At 36.0% G+C, this 17,296-nt stretch carries 17 protein-coding genes; 12 read left to right on the top strand and 5 right to left on the bottom strand.

The window, feature by feature from the left end:
- Window positions 1-293: 293 nt before the first annotated feature.
- Window positions 294-989, bottom strand: a complete 696-nt coding sequence (locus tag ACG916_RS06035; protein WP_419328274.1) for an alpha/beta hydrolase — start codon at window positions 987-989, stop codon at window positions 294-296.
- A gap of 201 nt (window positions 990-1,190) precedes the next feature.
- Between ACG916_RS06035 and ACG916_RS06030 the strand changes: the two genes are divergently transcribed.
- Complete coding sequence (locus ACG916_RS06030; RefSeq protein ID WP_419328275.1) at window positions 1,191-2,087, top strand: AraC family transcriptional regulator; 897 nt, start codon at window positions 1,191-1,193, stop codon at window positions 2,085-2,087.
- Between the two features lie 228 nt (window positions 2,088-2,315).
- Window positions 2,316-2,693: a hypothetical protein gene (locus ACG916_RS06025; protein WP_419328276.1), complete on the top strand. Its 378-nt coding sequence runs from the start codon at window positions 2,316-2,318 to the stop codon at window positions 2,691-2,693.
- A 119-nt stretch (window positions 2,694-2,812) separates the two neighbouring features.
- Here ACG916_RS06025 and ACG916_RS06020 read toward each other — a convergent pair whose 3' ends face one another.
- Window positions 2,813-4,048: a pyridoxal phosphate-dependent aminotransferase gene (locus ACG916_RS06020; protein ID WP_004721317.1), complete on the bottom strand. Its 1,236-nt coding sequence runs from the start codon at window positions 4,046-4,048 to the stop codon at window positions 2,813-2,815.
- Between the two features lie 221 nt (window positions 4,049-4,269).
- Here ACG916_RS06020 and ACG916_RS06015 point away from each other — a divergent pair, with 221 nt between their 5' ends.
- Window positions 4,270-4,449 (top strand): hypothetical protein, encoded by a 180-nt coding sequence (locus ACG916_RS06015; protein ID WP_004721316.1) that lies wholly within the window; start codon window positions 4,270-4,272, stop codon window positions 4,447-4,449.
- Window positions 4,450-4,547: 98 nt separating this feature from the next.
- On the opposite strand, the gene ACG916_RS06010 is transcribed toward ACG916_RS06015, so the two are convergent.
- The 3 genes from ACG916_RS06010 to ACG916_RS06000 all read right to left on the bottom strand — a co-directional run bounded on the left by ACG916_RS06010 (window position 4,548) and on the right by ACG916_RS06000 (window position 8,570).
- On the bottom strand, window positions 4,548-5,999 hold the full coding sequence (locus tag ACG916_RS06010; protein WP_336953244.1) for a sensor domain-containing diguanylate cyclase: 1,452 nt from the start codon (window positions 5,997-5,999) through the stop codon (window positions 4,548-4,550).
- A gap of 185 nt (window positions 6,000-6,184) precedes the next feature.
- Window positions 6,185-7,588, bottom strand: a complete 1,404-nt coding sequence (locus ACG916_RS06005) for a sensor domain-containing diguanylate cyclase (RefSeq protein ID WP_419328277.1) — start codon at window positions 7,586-7,588, stop codon at window positions 6,185-6,187.
- A 202-nt stretch (window positions 7,589-7,790) separates the two neighbouring features.
- A complete protein-coding gene (locus tag ACG916_RS06000) occupies window positions 7,791-8,570 on the bottom strand; it encodes an A1S_2505 family phage non-structural protein (RefSeq protein WP_336953242.1) in 780 nt (259 codons plus the stop codon).
- A gap of 177 nt (window positions 8,571-8,747) precedes the next feature.
- Here ACG916_RS06000 and uvrB point away from each other — a divergent pair, with 177 nt between their 5' ends.
- From uvrB to ACG916_RS05955, 9 genes are all read left to right on the top strand, one after another.
- Window positions 8,748-10,769: an excinuclease ABC subunit UvrB gene (uvrB, locus tag ACG916_RS05995; protein WP_336953241.1), complete on the top strand. Its 2,022-nt coding sequence runs from the start codon at window positions 8,748-8,750 to the stop codon at window positions 10,767-10,769.
- Window positions 10,770-10,904: 135 nt separating this feature from the next.
- Complete coding sequence (locus ACG916_RS05990) at window positions 10,905-11,495, top strand: lipocalin family protein (protein ID WP_336953240.1); 591 nt, start codon at window positions 10,905-10,907, stop codon at window positions 11,493-11,495.
- A gap of 145 nt (window positions 11,496-11,640) precedes the next feature.
- Window positions 11,641-12,570, top strand: a complete 930-nt coding sequence (rarD, locus tag ACG916_RS05985; RefSeq protein WP_419328278.1) for an EamA family transporter RarD — start codon at window positions 11,641-11,643, stop codon at window positions 12,568-12,570.
- Window positions 12,571-12,931: 361 nt separating this feature from the next.
- Window positions 12,932-14,389 carry a glyceraldehyde-3-phosphate dehydrogenase gene (locus ACG916_RS05980; RefSeq protein WP_336953237.1) on the top strand — a complete coding sequence of 486 codons (1,458 nt, stop codon included), beginning with the start codon at window positions 12,932-12,934 and terminating at the stop codon, window positions 14,387-14,389.
- Window positions 14,390-14,557: 168 nt separating this feature from the next.
- Complete coding sequence (locus tag ACG916_RS05975) at window positions 14,558-14,773, top strand: hypothetical protein (protein ID WP_419328279.1); 216 nt, start codon at window positions 14,558-14,560, stop codon at window positions 14,771-14,773.
- A gap of 33 nt (window positions 14,774-14,806) precedes the next feature.
- A complete protein-coding gene (locus tag ACG916_RS05970; RefSeq protein ID WP_336953234.1) occupies window positions 14,807-14,986 on the top strand; it encodes a hypothetical protein in 180 nt (59 codons plus the stop codon).
- Window positions 14,987-15,254: 268 nt separating this feature from the next.
- Window positions 15,255-15,716, top strand: coding sequence for a hypothetical protein (locus ACG916_RS05965; RefSeq protein WP_419328280.1), 462 nt, complete (start codon window positions 15,255-15,257; stop codon window positions 15,714-15,716).
- Window positions 15,717-15,846: 130 nt separating this feature from the next.
- Window positions 15,847-16,581 carry an MFS transporter gene (locus tag ACG916_RS05960; RefSeq protein WP_336953232.1) on the top strand — a complete coding sequence of 245 codons (735 nt, stop codon included), beginning with the start codon at window positions 15,847-15,849 and terminating at the stop codon, window positions 16,579-16,581.
- Window positions 16,582-16,593: 12 nt separating this feature from the next.
- Window positions 16,594-17,274 (top strand): hypothetical protein, encoded by a 681-nt coding sequence (locus ACG916_RS05955; protein WP_336953231.1) that lies wholly within the window; start codon window positions 16,594-16,596, stop codon window positions 17,272-17,274.
- Window positions 17,275-17,296 lie beyond the last annotated feature (22 nt).

The raw sequence follows: 17,296 nt of genomic DNA, 5'->3' as shown, positions 1-17,296 counted from the left end.
AAGCAGTGCTTTATTTTTGCTCATATACCCCCGCCCAACGGCGACATCCATGTCGCCCCACGGTAGGACAACCATCTATTATTCAAAAATACGAAAAACGAATTGATAACCAATAGCTTCCATAAGTTCATACAAAAACATAAGCTTCATTTATGATCAATGACTTGATGCAAATCACTTGTATGTATGATTAGGTGGTTTGACTATAGCCAAATTGAATTTCAATAAATCTAAGTTTTAAATGGGTCTAAGATATAGAGGAAATCCCTTGATTCTCTCTGTTCATTCATCATTTATTGAGCAAGAAAGCTGAGAGCTTCTTCAATCAAGTCTGAAATTTCTTTTGGATGTGATGCCAAAGAAGCATGGCTTGCATCTAACGCAATCACTTTTTTTGCATTTAGGCGTGCAGACATGACTTTTTGATTTTCAGGATGAATCATTCGGTCTTGAGTCGAGATTTGATACCAAGATGGTTTCGTTTTCCAGGCTGGTGTGGAAATCGTATCGCCAAAAGTGCTTGCTACTGGCGCTTTTTGGGTGACACCCATTGCAAACCCTTCATCTTTACTTAAATCCTGACAGAAACTTTCATGGAATTTATCTGCTTTAAGCCAGAGATAACCATCACTGTCTGGTTCTAAGTTTGGTGCAGCCTCAGGTAAATGTTGTTGAGTAATGCCACCAGGGCTTTCGTTTGAGTCAGGTGCAAAAGCAGCAATATAAACCAGGCCTACGACATTCGCTTGATTGCCAACTTCAGTAATTACAGCGCCACCATATGAGTGACCAACCAGAAGGACATCTCCTTTAACTTGCGCAATCATTTTTCTTGTTCGTTCAACATCTTCAGCCAGTGAGCTAAGCGGGAGTTCTACTGCACGTAATGATCCATAACCTCGGTGAGACAGCTCAGTTACGACTTTACTCCAATGAGCAGCGCCTCCCCAAAATCCGTGTACGAATATAATTGTCGGTTTATTACTCATGTATCTCTCCTAGCTAAATGCTATTGTATTTGTTGAGCTAAATGGTTGAAGAATTTTTGTGTAAAGATTGGATATATACAGAATGTAATTTTTATACTCAAAAAAGCTTCTATAAACGATTATTCATGTTTAAATTCAATTTAACAATAACAGAAACACCAATGTTTTTGCAGAAACACTTTTTAGGAATTGTGACAAAAAATGAGAGATGAATATGCAGAAAAAAGTGCTTTAACGGATATATTCTTTGATATTTATCAATTTGCAAAAATATCAGGTGAGATCTATGACTTCGCGCGATTTACAGATCAACAACAGTTAAGCTTTAAACAGGATTATGCATATATCCATATCGTTCAGCAGGCGACATGCAGACTTAAAGTTGCATGCACTAACCTAGATCTCGTTTTAAAAGCAGGGGATATTATTGTTCTACCTTCAGTAGGAGAACACACGATTGAATTGTTGGATGCCGAAAACCAAGCAGCCGCTGTGATTAGCTGTATTTTTAAACTTTGTGGGATTTATGGCGAAGCCATAATCGAAGGGTTGCCTCGCTATATCCATGTCCCATCGCACAATGATACGGATAAAATTGCAGAATGGGTGCCAATGACTGTTGCTGCGATAAAGCTTGAACTTGAACATCCTAGCCTTGGTAGTCAAGTGATGCTTTCAAGGATTATCGATCTTTTATTGGTGTGGTCAATACGGTTTTGGTTGGCAAAGGCAACCATTGAACATAAAAGCTGGATTGTTGCTTTACGTGACCCCACGATTAGTAAAGCATTATTTTTGCTGCATGATCGTCCTGCTTATCCATGGGATGTAGAAAATTTGGCTCAATCCACCCATCAATCACGTTCAAGTTTTGCTAAAAAATTTGTTGAACAGGTCGGTGTTTCTCCAATTCAATATTTAAAAAATTGGCGGATGAGACTGGCAAGTCAGTTTTTAAAAGAGACAGACAAAAATATTTTTCAAATTGCTGAATTAGTAGGATATAGCTCACAAGCAGCATTCACTCGTGCCTTTACACAAACATATGGGTGCGCACCAAAAGTATTTAGAGCATCATTGATGCAGAGTCATCAATAAATACAGATAATCAACTGTAGCTTTTTATGCTTTAAATGCTTTTTAACACTGAATCGTACTTAGCCAAACTGATCCAGAACAGCAATAAAACTTAAAGATTTAGGTTAGATTTCAGGTTTTATTGAAGATGAACAAAAATTGGTTAATGTCATAAATGTAATTCCCAAGACCGTGAATTGTATAGTTTCGACCTCTAGAATGAAGTGATACATCAATGGGAAGAATGACATGAAAACTTTAATCAGATTAGCTGTTATTGGTCTTTGTAGTGTTTCAAGTTTAAGTTTTGCATCACATCAAAATACGCAAGAAATACGCATTGATCACTTTGGTACAGGTAGCGATGGAGATAATACGTCAGGTCTTTTATTGAAAGAGCCAATAAAACTTGTGCCTTATTTAAAGCTTGATCAAAATAAGGAGCCGAGAATTGAACATTATGGCACAGGCAATGATGGAGACACTACCACAGGGTTATTATTAGTCGATCATGAAAAGTACTATGCGGCAAACACATCTACTGTGCAAGTTGATACTGGACGTATAGATCATTACGGTACTGGAAATGATGGAGACAATACCACGGGCTTGCTCCTCAAAGATTAATTTACAAAAAATATAGAAGCTTGTTGATAAAAATAGTGACATGTTGATAAGTAATATAAATAAAGATAAAAAAATGGGTGTAATCAATACACCCATTTTTCATTTAAACCAATCTCGTGTTATTGCGCTGCTTTTTCAGCTGCGATTGAAGCAATTGCTGCATCAACACCGTCAATAGAATCTGCAGCTTTTTTAATACGAGCAAGTGCATCAACAAGTACTTCATCAGCAGTCGCATAAGAAATACGCATATAGCCGCCTAAACCAAAAGCATCACCAGGAACTACAGCAACACCAGTTTCTTCCAACAACCATTCTGAGAATTCTGTGCAAGATTTTAAACCTTTTGCACGAATTAAAGGACGAATATTGGCATAAGCATAGAATGCGCCATCAGCAGGTAAGCAGCTAATCCCTTGAATTTCATTCAAACCATTCACAACTAAATCATGACGGCGTTTGAATGCTTCAATCATCGGTTGAAGTACATCTTGAGGACCATTTAACGCTGCTTCAGCAGCAACTTGTGAAATCGAAGTTGGGTTTGAAGTTGATTGTGATTGGATTTTTTTCATTGCACCAATCAATTTTGCAGGTCCTGCTGCATAACCGATACGCCATCCAGTCATTGCATATGCTTTAGATACACCGTTAAGTACGATAACGCGCTCATAAAGGTCAGGAGCTACAGTCGCAATGTTGTAGAACTCATCATCCCAACGGATCGGCTCATACATATCATCAGAAGCAACATAAACTTGAGGATATTTACGGAGCACTTCTGCTAAAGCTTCAAGTTCAGCTTTGCTGTAGATCATGCCTGTTGGGTTAGAAGGACTATTTAAAACCACCAAACGTGTTTTGTCTGTAATCGCAGCTTCTAGTTGAGCAGGTGTAATCTTGAAACGTTGTTCTTCACCACATTTCACGATGACAGGAACACCTTCAGCAATGATCACCATATCTGGATAGCTTACCCAATATGGCGCTGGAATAATGACTTCATCACCTTTGTTTAACAAAGCAAGTGCTAAGTTAAAGAAAGACTGTTTACCACCGCAAGAGACTAAAATCTGATTTGCAGCATAGTCAAGATTGTTATCACGTTTTAGCTTCGCAATAATTGCTTTTTTAAGGCCTGGTGTACCATCAACAGCGGTATATTTGGTAAAACCGTTGTTAATCGCTGTAATCGCAGCATCTTTGATGTGTTGTGGGGTGTCAAAATCTGGTTCGCCAGCGCCCAATCCGATTACATTTTTACCCGCAGCTTTTAATTCAGCAGCTTTGTTGGTAACAGCAAGCGTTGGAGACGGTTTGATGGCATTTACACGATCAGAGAGACGTACGTCCACGGCATTATTCCTTCTTATAGGGATTAAAAAAATAAAAAGCACATTATCATAGCCTAATTTTTCATGTTTGGTCGTCTAATATCTATTCAAATTCAATAAATATTCACGAAAAGCAAAAATTAATGTATCAAGAGAATACAAATAAAAGTGAAAGTTTAAGAGCACTCGCATCAAAGCCGAAATTTACGTACAATATAGTCAGTTAAAATTGAGTGAATCACATGAGCACCCAAAATACTCCCAAAAAGAAGCCATTGGTGAATTTACCATTTCCAATGCCATCATCTTTAGAAAATGATGATGATGTTGCCCATAACAACGTTCGCCCTAAACCTGAGCAATACGCAGACCGTACTTGGATGCCACCTCGTGGTACACGTCGTTCGATGGGAAAACGTTAAGTGTGTAAAATATAAAAATAGGTGCTTGATGCACCTATTTTTATATTAAGTGTTCAAAAGAATATTTTTTCAAGCTTATTGTTTATCTTTGTTGATGGTTAAGCACCGTCATTTAGCATTTCCGTGACATATTCATAATATTTTTTTTTCTTTTGATACATCAGTAAATCTGCTCGTTTTAGCATATTATCTATACTTTCATTTGCACCTGTTGTTGCGTAACCAATTGCAACGCTGATAGGTTGTGACGAGTAGTACTGGTTATCTATATTGAGTAATTCTTCAATAGTCATGATCATTGATTCGACGGTTTGCTCATTTGCCGCAGGCATGAGAATTACAAACTCATCTCCACCAATACGAGAAGCAGTATAACTTGTATTGGTAATGGTACGAGTCAGAATATTGCCCATACGTCGAAGTAATTCATCCCCAACATCATGACCTAACTGATCGTTGATGGCTTTTAAACCATTCATATCAATAAAAATTGCTGAAGTCGGGCGTAGTACGCCACGCTCTAAACGATTGATTTCTTCTGTATAAAATGAACGATTAAATAATTTTGTGAGAACATCATGTTTTCCAAGATATTCCAAATACGTTTCTGCTTTTTTTCGTGCAGTAATATCAGTCAATGCGACTTGAACAAGACTCCAATCATGTTCATAACCTGGGAAAACAGTGAATTGGAGTAATACATTTCGTACTGAACCATCTAATGCATAATTTACAGCTTCACGTTGATGATGAATTTTACCATTCCATAGCTCAATCAGTTGCTCACGGAAAGTCTGGTACATCTCTTTTGCAAATACTTTATTTAAGTTTTTAAATAAGGTCTCTTTATCTTTGGCTTTAAATAAATCCAGTGTTGCTTGGTTGACGTCTAATAAGATGATATCTTCTATACACTGGTTTACAAAGTCAGTATGAACATCTAAGAAGGTACGAAAATCTTCGATACCAATTTCACGGAGTTGATCTATACGTAGTCTTACACGACTAAAATCTTCCACCCACAATGAAGTTGGCGAATAAATAAAGCGAGATTCTGCCAGTTGGCGATTTTTTTCTTCTAAACGGCGCGCATTTTGATAGTCAGTAATATCTTCAGTGGTGACTAAAACTCGGTCTAAACTGACTTCTGAACCCGGCAAAATGATACCGCGTAATTTGATATCTAACTTTTTACCTGAAATCGTGTAATTGACAGTAGTATTTGAAAATTCAGCTTCTCCATTCCAAAGTGCAACCAACTCTTTAATATGTGAATGCAGCATTTCTTTCTGAAAAATAATATCTAAGCTCTGATAGAGGTGTTGTTGAGTTCTTGCTTCAAATAAATTTAAGGTTTTTTTATTGACCTGAAGAATCTTAATTTTATGCGCACAAGCTGTGATCTGGTCTGGATTTTCTTCTAAAAAGCTTTGTAGATCTGTGATTCCTTGACTTTTCCATTGGTTAAATTGTTCTTTTACTTCGCTATAGTCTTCTAACCACATTGGGGTAGGGGATATATCAAAAATAGAAGAATCAGAAAATTCCATTATAAGATTCTCGTTCGATGTGAGGTGCTTTAGAATATTTGAAATATATCCTAAAAAAGGAGGATATAAAATAATAAAATTCATGATATTTATTACTAATCGTATTTTATGATAACTGGTTATCGTTTAATTGGATTTGCACAACTGTTACTTAATTCAAATTATATTTTTAATCCGTCAAACTATTAATCGGTCTTCAATAAATAATATGCTTGCTTATCTTGATACATAATTTTATCTGCTTTTTTTAATAACTCATCGATATTTTTATAATGGTGAGTTGTTGCATAACCAATCGCCACATGAAGTGGATGTTGCGGATTGTTAATTTGATCAAGTTCTATTTCTTGCTTAATTATTTTAAGCAGTAGCTCTATATGCTGATAATTTGATTCAGGCATAAGAATCACAAACTCATCACCACCAATACGGGAAACAGAATATGGGGTGGTTATGGTGGATTTTTTTAAAAGATTTGCAAAACGTTGAATCAGCAAATCACCAATATGATGGCCCTGTAAATCATTAATCCTTTTTAAACCATTGATATCTAAGTATATACATGAAAGTGAACTGAATGGGGTAGTTTGTAAGCGTTGAATTTCACCTACAAAAAAAGTTCGATTATATAATTGAGTTAATTGATCATGCTTGCTTGCATATAGCAGATGATCTTCTAATTTCTTACGCTCTGTTAAATCGGTAAAGGCAATTTGCACGGTATCCCAGTTATGTTTTGAATCTGGAAAAATAACAAACTGTTCGAGGACATGTAGCAAATCTCCGTTGATTGACCGATACTCACATTCTCGCTTAAGCTGATGATGGCCATCCCATAAATGTAATAATTGTTTATAAAAATTTTGTTGATAATTCTCTCTGAAAATATGATTTAAATGCTGATAAAAATGTTGTTCATTGTTGGCATTAAATAAATCCAGTAAAGCTTGATTTACACCAACTGATCGAATATTTTCAAAACAAAGAAATAGAAAATCAGGGTTTTGCTGAATATATTGATCTAAGTCAGTGACATTATTCGCTAGCAATTGATTAAATAATGATTTTATTTGGCTATAGTCTTTGACCCAGAGGGCAGTGGGTGAATGCAAAAATAGGGATTCTGCAATCCGACGTGCATTTTGACACTGAGAGATATCTTCCGTGGTTAATAAAACTCGATCCCAACTTTCTTTCGCATCCGTTAAAATATTGGCTCTAAGTTGGATATCAATTTTTTTACCTTTGCAGCTAAGGTTGACCACTTGAATCGAGCAATCTTTTTCTTTATTCCAAAGTGCTGAAAAAAATTGGATATGTAATAGTTCAGTATTTTCTGTATGCATTTCCGGAAATTTTTCTAAAATCTCCGCTAAATCATCAGCTTCATATAAAATCAGAGTGCTTTGATTGATATGAATGGTACGGATCGCTGCCAAACAGGGTTTTAAACGGCTAGTATCCTCCAATAGATGTTGTTTAATATCGGGAATACCTTGCGCCGTCCACTGATCAAATATTTTTTTTATACCACTAAAATCTTGTAACCACATGGCAATTGGAGACAAATCAAATATTGTTAAATCCATTTGCTCCATACGCTTTCCAATATCACTCTTATTAGTTTAGGGGTGTTGACATTTTATAAATGACTTGCCTTGTATCGTCTAAAAATGACTTATAGGCTCAAACAGAATCGGGCTGTCATCAGACCTTGTTCCGAGCGATATGACTTAAGTAAAAATTAAACATAGATTGGTTCAATCAAAAATAACCACACACTGAAGTATATTACTTTTTAGCCCGATGTTCTGCTTTTGGTGCAGCAATGGTACGCTGGCCAGTCCATACTGAAATAAAGTCTGTTTCATTTAAATTATAGAGTTCTAGAAGCGCTAAAATAGCTCCCCCAAAAATCATTGAACCCTCTGAATCAGACTGAAATTCAAATACTTTTCCATTTAGATTGTGAAGAATATCTTGTATTTCAAAAATACGATCTCGACCATTACTATCATTTGGATACATGGGTGTATTGAGAATAATTGTAGCGAGACTTTTTTCAGCTTCAGTTAAATCTAAGCTTTGAATTTTTTGTTCTATATCTGAACTAAAAATGACCTCATCTGATATAAAGCTATGCAGCAATTTTTGTGTGAGCTTAGGCAAAGTTTTTTCTACAAATGGGCGGAATGAAGCAGGGAAGATCACATTGCGTGAAATACCTTTAAACATGGGGGCAATTTCTTCAACTTTATAGCCAGCAACACCACAACCCACAGAAGTAATAAAATATTTTATCTTCGGGTGATTTTTTGTATAAATTTTAAAATCATCAATATAGTGTTGAATTTGCGAAAGTGGCATTTGCTGTAAATGTTCATTCATGGTGGGTATAGCAAAACTTTGTCCCGCCCAGCCACGTCCAACACCTTTAGTTGCGCCAAAATGTAAATGTGCTGTTTTTGCAGCACCGCCTTGATGAGTACCCGCCATATTACTACCAAAAACAAACACAGTATCTTCTGGCAAAGTTTTGATTATGCTTTCATCATGATAGTGATATGTCATGTTTTTCAATCTTTTAATTGGCTTGTTTCCATGTTGCTATTGAAATAAAAAAGGGTCAAGGTATTTGTTGAATATTGTGTAAAAAGCCCCATCTAGAATAGGTGTCAATGTATGGGTTTAATTGGTTTCTGTTAAACTATTATGGCTTCTTCCCGATTGGTTAAAGAGTGAATTATTGTGAGTGAACATCAACCTTTTGAACTTGTTACAAATTATCAACCTGCTGGAGATCAACCACAGGCAATAGCAAAATTAGTCGAAGGCATAAATAAAGGTTTTCACGATCAACTTCTACTCGGTGTAACGGGTTCAGGGAAAACCTACACCATGGCAAATGTGATTGCGCAAACGCAACGTCCAACTATTGTCATGGCACATAACAAAACTCTTGCTGCACAATTATATGGTGAATTTAAATCCTTTTTCCCAAACAATGCAGTTGAATACTTCGTTAGTTATTATGACTACTATCAACCCGAAGCTTATGTTCCATCTTCGGATACCTTTATTGAAAAAGATTCAGCGATCAATGATCACATTGACCAGATGCGTCTCTCTGCTACGCGTGCTTTATTAGAACGCCGTGATGCTATTATTGTCGCATCAGTATCCGCAATCTATGGTTTGGGTGATCCGAATGCTTATATGAGTATGTTATTGCATATTGTACAAGGGGACAGAATTAGTCGTGATGATATTATTCGCAGACTTGTTGAAATGCAATATACGCGAAATGAGTTGGAATTTTTACGTGGTACTTATCGTATTCGTGGCGAAATTATCGATATTTTCCCTGCTGAATCAGACCAACACGCAGTTCGTGTTGAGTTGTTTGATGATGAAGTCGATTCAATTCGATGGTTTGATCCAATTACAGGGAAAATGGTACGTAAAGCACCACGTGTGACAATCTATCCGAAAAGTCACTATGTCACTCCAAAAGATAATCTACAACGTGCAATTGGAACGATTCGGGATGAACTGGCTGATCGATTAGTTTTTTTTAAAGACCATGAAAAATTACTCGAAGCACAGCGGATCGAACAGCGCACACGTTATGATTTAGAAATGATGCAACAGTTAGGCTATACCAACGGTATTGAAAACTATTCACGTCATTTATCTGGTCGTCCAGCGGGTGAGGCGCCACCTACATTATTTGATTATATCCCAGATGATGCTTTATTAATTATTGATGAGTCGCATGTGACTGTACCCCAAATTGGTGCAATGTATAAAGGCGATCGTTCACGTAAAGAAAACTTGGTCAATTATGGTTTCCGTTTACCAAGTGCATTGGATAATCGTCCAATGAAGTTTGAAGAATGGGAACGTATCGTCCCAACCACCATTTATGTTAGTGCAACACCGGCTAAATATGAACTTGAAAAATCTGAACAAGTTGCCGAACAAGTGGTGCGACCAACAGGATTGGTCGATCCAGAAATCGAAATACGTCCTGTTTTAACGCAAGTGGATGATGTTCTTTCAGAAATTAATATCCGTAAAGAACTTGATGAGCGTGTTTTAGTCACTACTTTAACCAAGCGTATGGCAGAAGACTTAACCTCATATTTAAAAGAATATGGGGTGAAGGTGGCTTATCTGCACTCAGATATTGACACAGTTGAGCGAGTCAAAATTATTCATGATCTTCGTACAGGCGTACATGATGTTCTGGTCGGGATTAACTTATTGCGTGAAGGTTTGGATATGCCGGAAGTTTCTTTAGTTGCCATTCTTGACGCAGATAAAGAAGGTTTTCTTCGTTCTGAACGATCGTTAATCCAAACTATTGGTCGTGCTGCACGACATTTAAAAGGTAAAGCGATTTTATATGCTGACCGTATAACCGATTCGATGCAGAAAGCTATAGATGAAACCGATCGTCGTCGTGCTAAACAAATCCAATTTAATGAAGAGCATGGTATTATTCCACGTAGTGCTGTACGCCAAGCAATTAAAGAAATTGATACGGGTGAGGTTATTAGTGATGATCAAATTGAAGTAAACATAAATGATCAGCATCAAGCTTTAACTGCTGATGAACGTCACATTTTGTCTGATCCAAAACTGTTTACTAAGCATATTACGAGACTCGAAAAAGAAATGCTGAAAGCATCTAAAGAATTACAATTTGAACAAGCTGCGCGTTTACGAGACGAAATTGTGCGTTTAAAAAATAGAATGTTAAAATAATTGCTTTATTGACGTGATTTCACTTTTGCACTTGCTGTAGCTTTAGGCCAAACAAGGATACATAAAGCTACAGTCTAAGTTTAAATTTATGATTATTTTATAATAAATAGTAAAAAGTAATGCTGAGGGTATAAAGTGCAATCATTTAAAATATTACCCAAATTATATGACTTCAAAAAATTAATAATCGTGTTGGGGGTGGTTTTTTCGAGCTTTTTATATCCAAAAGCCTATGCTGAAAATTCGACTTTAGCAGCGATTCCAAAATTGGAATTGGGTCAATATTTAGGATTATGGTATGAAATTGCCCGTAAACCAATGTATTTTCAAAAAGACTGTAAGTCAGATGTCACTGCACGTTATACCGTAAATGAATATGGTAATGTTGCAGTAGATAATCGATGCGTCGATCAAAATGGACAAGAATTGCGTTCACTGGGTGAAGCATTTATCAGTAATGAGCCTTTTAATTCAAAATTTAAAGTGAGTTTTATTCCTGAAGCGGTTCGTTGGATGCCTGTGGGCCGTGGTGATTATTGGATTTTAAAAATTGATTCACACTATCAAATGGCTTTGGTCGGAGAACCTAAACGAAAATATTTGTGGTTACTGTCTAGAGATCCTCATCCAGATGAAGCAAAGGTGATTGAATTTCTCCGCTATGCGCAGACGGTAGGTTTTAACTTAAAAGATCTGATTCGAACCAAACAGAATACGCAAGAATAAGATAGAAAATTTAAGTTGATATATTTTAAATATTAAAGTAGTTGTAAATCCTTAATTTTGAAAATAATTGAGAATTCAAATTAATTTTGGGTGAAGGTGTTTATAATGCCTAAGAGTTTATTTGAAAATCATGGTGAGGCCACAGATGTTTAAGGGCGTCGTATTGTCTGTATTGGCATCTGTAACGTTTGGAGTCTTATATTTTTATACCAAATTGTTGGGCGATCTAGATAGTCAGCAAACCTTTGGTTGGCGGATTATTGCGACTTTGCCGTTCCTTACTTTATTCATGCTATGGAGTGGTGATTTTGTTCATGTTAAAGCGATTTATTATCGAATCCTCAAACAACCTGCTTTATTACTTTTATTAATCATTACATCTATTTTGACCTGTTTCCAATTATGGCTTTTCTTGTGGGGCCCAATGAATGGGCGGGGATTACAAGTTTCACTTGGGTATTTTCTATTACCCTTGGTCCTTGTACTCGCAGGTAGTTTATTTTATAAAGAGAAATTATCAAGATTCCAAATGGTTGCCGTTGCTTTTGCTGTGCTTGGTGTGGGGCATGAATTATGGCGTTTGGGTAGTATTGCATGGGAAACACTAAGTGTTGCATTAGGTTACTCTCTTTATTTCTTGATTCGAAAAACCATCAAAACCGATAATTTAGGTGGCTTTTGGTGGGATATTTTAATTTGTATTCCTATTGCAATTTATTTCACCCAAACTGGATTAGAAGCATATAGTCAATTTGCTAACTCACCCGTTTTAATTCTTGTGGTTGCAGGGCTTGGAGTTTTGAGTGCAATTGGTCTAGGTAGCTATATTTTAGCCAGTCGTTATTTGCCGATGGTTTTGTTTGGGTTATTAAGTTATTTAGAACCTGTTTTGTTGGCGCTAGCCTCGTTGGCGTTGGGAGAGTCTATTTCTGCAGATGAATGGTTTACCTATATTCCAATTTGGTGTGCTGTGAGTATTTTGGTATTAGAGGGGATTTGGCATATCTATCAACAAAACAATAAACGGAAAAATTTAGTATTGAATATTGAAAAATTGGACGAAAGAATCCGTTAGTTAAAACAAAGATCGATAATAGTTGGATTGTCATTTAGAATCGTGACTTTAACAAGATCTAACTCATTAGATGTGTGATAGCTTTACTATTAACAGCAGGTTAAGTGTAGCAATTTGGAATTTAAAGATCTAACATGATCTTTATTTTTCTTCTTACTCTAATAAAGTCAATATCACGACTAAAATCCACATAGAACTGAAATATTATTTAAAGATCAAGGCATAATTTAAAATAAAATACCCAGTATGACAAAATTCTATAAAAATGTATCACGATTTGATTTCAACTAAATGAGAATTACATTACAATTGTGGGGTTTAAAAATCCATGTCTAGATATACATAAATAGAGGACGTATCTGTGAGCAAAGACACTATCATCGCCCTACATGCAGAGCACCAAGGTCGCTGGAAAAACCGTGAAGAAATTGCGGAACGTATGATTGCATTAATCGGTCAATTATACCGTGAAAAAAACATTGTGACTTCTGTGTACGGTCGTTCTTTAGTGAACCGTTCAGTAATTCAAATCCTTAAAGCACACCGTCGTACACGTATGATGGATGTTGAGCTTTCTGTTGTACATACTTTCCCTATTTTAGAAGCTTTAGCGAAATTAGATAATATCGGTTCTGCTGAAGTTGATTTAGGTAAACTTGCAGTTGAATATAAAGAAAAGGGCGGCGATATTGATGCATTTGTTGCTCAAGCTGTTCAATCTTTAGAAGGTCGTCCCGCACAAGTTGAGCCTAAAGATGTTGTTCTTTATGGTTTTGGTCGTATTGGTCGTATTTTAGCGCGTCTGATCATTAGCCAATCAGGTCTTGGTCGTGGTTTAAGCCTTAAAGCGATCGTTGTACGTAAATCATCTGATGGTGATTTAGAAAAACGTGCTTCATTGTTACGTCGTGATTCAATTCATGGTCCATTTGCAGGAACGATTTCTGTGGATGAAGAAAATGAAGCAATCATTGCAAATGGTAACTTTATCAAAGTGATCTATGCATCTAGTCCTGCTGAAGTTGATTACACAGCTTATGGTATCGACAATGCATTAGTGATTGATAATACTGGTAAATGGCGTGATATCGATGGTTTATCTCAGCATCTTAAATGCCCTGGCGTAAGTCGTGTTGTACTTACAGCACCTGGTAAAGGTGATATGAAGAATGTGGTGTTTGGTGTTAACCAAGCGGACATCATTGATTCAGACAAAATCATTTCTGCTGCAAGCTGTACTACTAATGCAATCACACCAGTTTTAAAAGTGTTAGAAGACAAATACAAAGTGATCAATGGTCATGTGGAAACTGTTCACTCATTTACTAATGACCAGAACTTGATTGACAACTATCACAAAGCAGATCGCCGTGGCCGTGCTGCAACACTGAATATGGTTATTACAGAAACAGGTGCTGCAAAAGCTGTTGCGAAAGCATTACCTCAGTTACAAGGTAAATTAACAGGTAATTCAGTACGTGTTCCAACACCAAACGTTTCACTTGCTATTCTTAACTTAACACTTGAGAAAGAAGTAGATCGTGAAGAAGTGAACGAATATATTCGTCAAATCTCGATCAACTCTAACCTTCAAGGTCAAATTGGCTATACTAACTCTACAGAAGTTGTATCGTCTGACTTTATTGGTTCGCGTACAGCGGGTGTATTTGACGCACAAGCAACAATTACTTCTGGTAACCGTTTAACAGCTTACGTTTGGTACGATAACGAAGTTGGTTATAGCTGCCAAGTATTGCGTATTGCTGAACAAGTATGTGGTGTAAGCTATCCAAAAGTACCAGCTGAAACAAATGCATAATTTCTAAGAGTCGTCGAAAAGGAGCTTCAAATGGAGCTCCTTTTTTTATATTATAAAGTTATGGTTCTATTTAAGTTTTAATTTATGATTCTAATTAAAACTTAGAGAATATTAAAAATAAAGAAAAAATTATCAATTTTTGCTTTAAGTTTGCTGAATTTATCAACAATGATTCACGCAACTCCGCATACAAGTCTTGATTTAACTCCTATATTGCAGGATCGTTTTGAACAAAATTGTGCGATTGGTCAACAATTCGATTTTTATATTCATGATGAGATGCAGGTAATTTTAATGAATCAGGTAGTTAAGGATGAAGTAGAAGAGCAAGCGGCTTACGTCAGCAAAAATTTTAGTTTAAAAATACGACTTACAGGGGATTAGTCGTAAATAAAATTGAATTTTGATGGGGGCGGTTTGACTTTGAGTGAGACGTTGTACTTTGATCTTCCAATGGCTTCAGCCAAACAGCAATTTAATAAGATTAAAAGCAATATACAGCAACCAACTAAAGCTGCAAATTTTGTGATGGCTGGAAAGGGCAAGAGTGATGCAATTGCTATCTGTTTATGGTCTGATAAAAATGGACTTCAATAGTGTTATTGTGAATTAAGTTTTGGGATGATTTCTAAAAGTGATGAAACTTTTTACTATCACATAGAAATAGGTGTATGAAAAGCAAGTTTGCAATGCCACATTTAAAGTTTAAATTGCTTTGCTTAGGTGATGCCTTACGATAGAAAGACCATCTATGGTTTCATCATTATTTAAAACGATACAAGTATTAAATGCTCATTTTTGACTAACGCAAGAAGTCTAATAAAAGCTATTTTATATAAAGTAATTTGCAACAAAGGAAAATCACATGAAGAAAAAGATATTACTGAGCATGATGTTACTGCTAACGGGAGCTACACATGCCAAATCCTTAGAACTACGTCCTTTATTAAAAGATCGCTTCGAACAAAACTGTGCAATTCGGCAGCAATACGATTTTCATAATGAAAATTCAGAACTGATTGCACCACTTGAACACTATACGATTGATGTAAAATATGTGGATAAACAGGTTTATGACTCAACCACGTATAAATTAAAAAATGTCATTTATGCTGGCATTCCTATTCGCAAAATAGAATTTAGTTTTGGTCGTCCCGCGCAACAATACAATCAATATTTATATTTTGATCTGAGTGCTACAACAGCAAAGCAGCGATTTAAAACTCTAAAATTCAATCAAAATCATGAAAAAGGCGATGTGAGTGTTGAGTATAAAAATAATACAGCAATTGTGCAGTGCTATTGGTTAGCTGATTTTTCGAAATAATCCGTAGATTAGATATCAATTGTTTAATAATTAAACAAAATTCTTCGACTTTTATACATAAAAACGCATATTAATTCACATAAGTATTTAAAATAAAAAATAATTAAGGATAAAAATTAAGGACAGGATTTTGCAGTTGAAGCAAGTTATGGCGGGAGTTGCCTTTATTCTTATTGCTACGGTGTGTGGTGTATTGATTGCAATCTGGGTATTTAAACATTTTAATATTTATATTCCACTTGAAAATCAAGCTGTGCGTATCGATTTAAAAGAACCTTTACAAGCCAAAGTACAAATTCATGACGCATTAGATGTGGATGTCAAAGGAAAAGTGAAAGCTGAAATTCCTATTCATGAAAAGCTAAACTTACCGATTACACAAACCTTAACCCCACATGTGTATTTTGATAATGAAGTCCCTATTCAAACCACAATTCCTGTGAATGAAGTGATCAAAATCAATCAGGATATGCCGATTGATACCAAGGTTAAAGTCACTGTGTTAGGTAAAGATATTACTTTACCATTAAAAGGGAACATCCCGATTCATATGGATGTGCCGATTAATTTACAAGTGCCACTCAACCAAAATATTCATTTAAAGTTTGATGCCCCAGTAAAGGTGTTACTTAAAGAAAATTTACATGTGCCACTTGATGCGACATTAAAAACCAATATTCCAATTCAGGGCCACCTCAATGTTCCAATTAAATCAGCACTTCAAGCAACAGTAGATGTTCAAAATACATTACCGGTAAAAATTGAAAAAGGGCAACTTAAAATTCCGCTCAATAGTTTAAGGCTATCACGCCGCGATCATCCGCCAGTAAAACCACAACAACCACAGTCCGAAGCTTTAAAATAGGGTGGTATGGAAATGTGGATCTTTAAATCTATACGAAATTTGTTGTTCACTTTTATGAGCGTCGTATTGCTCATTGCGCTGTGCGTTTGGTTGTATTTGAATATTCATGCCTCAATGCAGGTTTCTGCGCAAAGGGCACAAATTCAATTGTCGGAATCTTTACCGACAAAAATCCATGTGGGGAATTATTTACAAACACATGCACAAGGTGCTTTAGATACTGAGTTGACGATTGACCGTGAGTTGGCTTTACCTTTAAAAGGCAAATATTTGGCTAATTTAAGTTTTGTTGTAACAACGCCGATTGAGGTTGAGCTTGATTATGAGACTGATATTCAGATTGAAACGCTAATGCCATTAGAAACAACCACGGATTTGGTTTATCAAAATAAACTACTGCCTCAATTTCCTTTAAAAGTGGATATTCCGATTAAACTTTCGGTGCCATTTAAGTTAAAACGACGTTATCAAGTTCCAATCAAAATTATGTTTGATGGACCTGTTTATTTAGATTTTGATGAAGTGATTCATTTGTATGTGAAGCATAAACTTAAGCCAATACTGAATATTAATGATCCAATGACGATGAGAAAAATTGCGGTGTTCCGTGCAACCATGTACAACACAGAAAGACAGTCCCTAGCAGATCTGGAGATGAATATCGATTTTCCTATCAAAAATATTCATCCTTAATTGCTCAGTATAGCATGGGCTT

The sequence above is a fragment of the Acinetobacter legionensis genome (assembly GCF_048552295.1).
Taxonomy (GTDB): domain Bacteria; phylum Pseudomonadota; class Gammaproteobacteria; order Pseudomonadales; family Moraxellaceae; genus Acinetobacter.
The sequence above is the reverse complement of the archived record's forward strand: the minus strand, read 5'-3'. Positions and strand labels throughout refer to the sequence as shown.

Coding starts and splice junctions, on each gene's coding strand:
- ACG916_RS06035 (WP_419328274.1), bottom strand. CDS start 989: ATGAGTAATAAACCGACAATTATATTCGTACACGGATTTTGGGGAGGC.
- ACG916_RS06030 (WP_419328275.1), top strand. CDS start 1,191: ATGAGAGATGAATATGCAGAAAAAAGTGCTTTAACGGATATATTCTTT.
- ACG916_RS06025 (WP_419328276.1), top strand. CDS start 2,316: ATGAAAACTTTAATCAGATTAGCTGTTATTGGTCTTTGTAGTGTTTCA.
- ACG916_RS06015 (WP_004721316.1), top strand. CDS start 4,270: ATGAGCACCCAAAATACTCCCAAAAAGAAGCCATTGGTGAATTTACCA.
- ACG916_RS06010 (WP_336953244.1), bottom strand. CDS start 5,999: ATGGAATTTTCTGATTCTTCTATTTTTGATATATCCCCTACCCCAATG.
- ACG916_RS06005 (WP_419328277.1), bottom strand. CDS start 7,588: ATGGATTTAACAATATTTGATTTGTCTCCAATTGCCATGTGGTTACAA.
- ACG916_RS06000 (WP_336953242.1), bottom strand. CDS start 8,570: ATGACATATCACTATCATGATGAAAGCATAATCAAAACTTTGCCAGAA.
- rarD (WP_419328278.1), top strand. CDS start 11,641: ATGTTTAAGGGCGTCGTATTGTCTGTATTGGCATCTGTAACGTTTGGA.
- ACG916_RS05975 (WP_419328279.1), top strand. CDS start 14,558: ATGATTCACGCAACTCCGCATACAAGTCTTGATTTAACTCCTATATTG.
- ACG916_RS05965 (WP_419328280.1), top strand. CDS start 15,255: ATGAAGAAAAAGATATTACTGAGCATGATGTTACTGCTAACGGGAGCT.
- ACG916_RS05955 (WP_336953231.1), top strand. CDS start 16,594: ATGTGGATCTTTAAATCTATACGAAATTTGTTGTTCACTTTTATGAGC.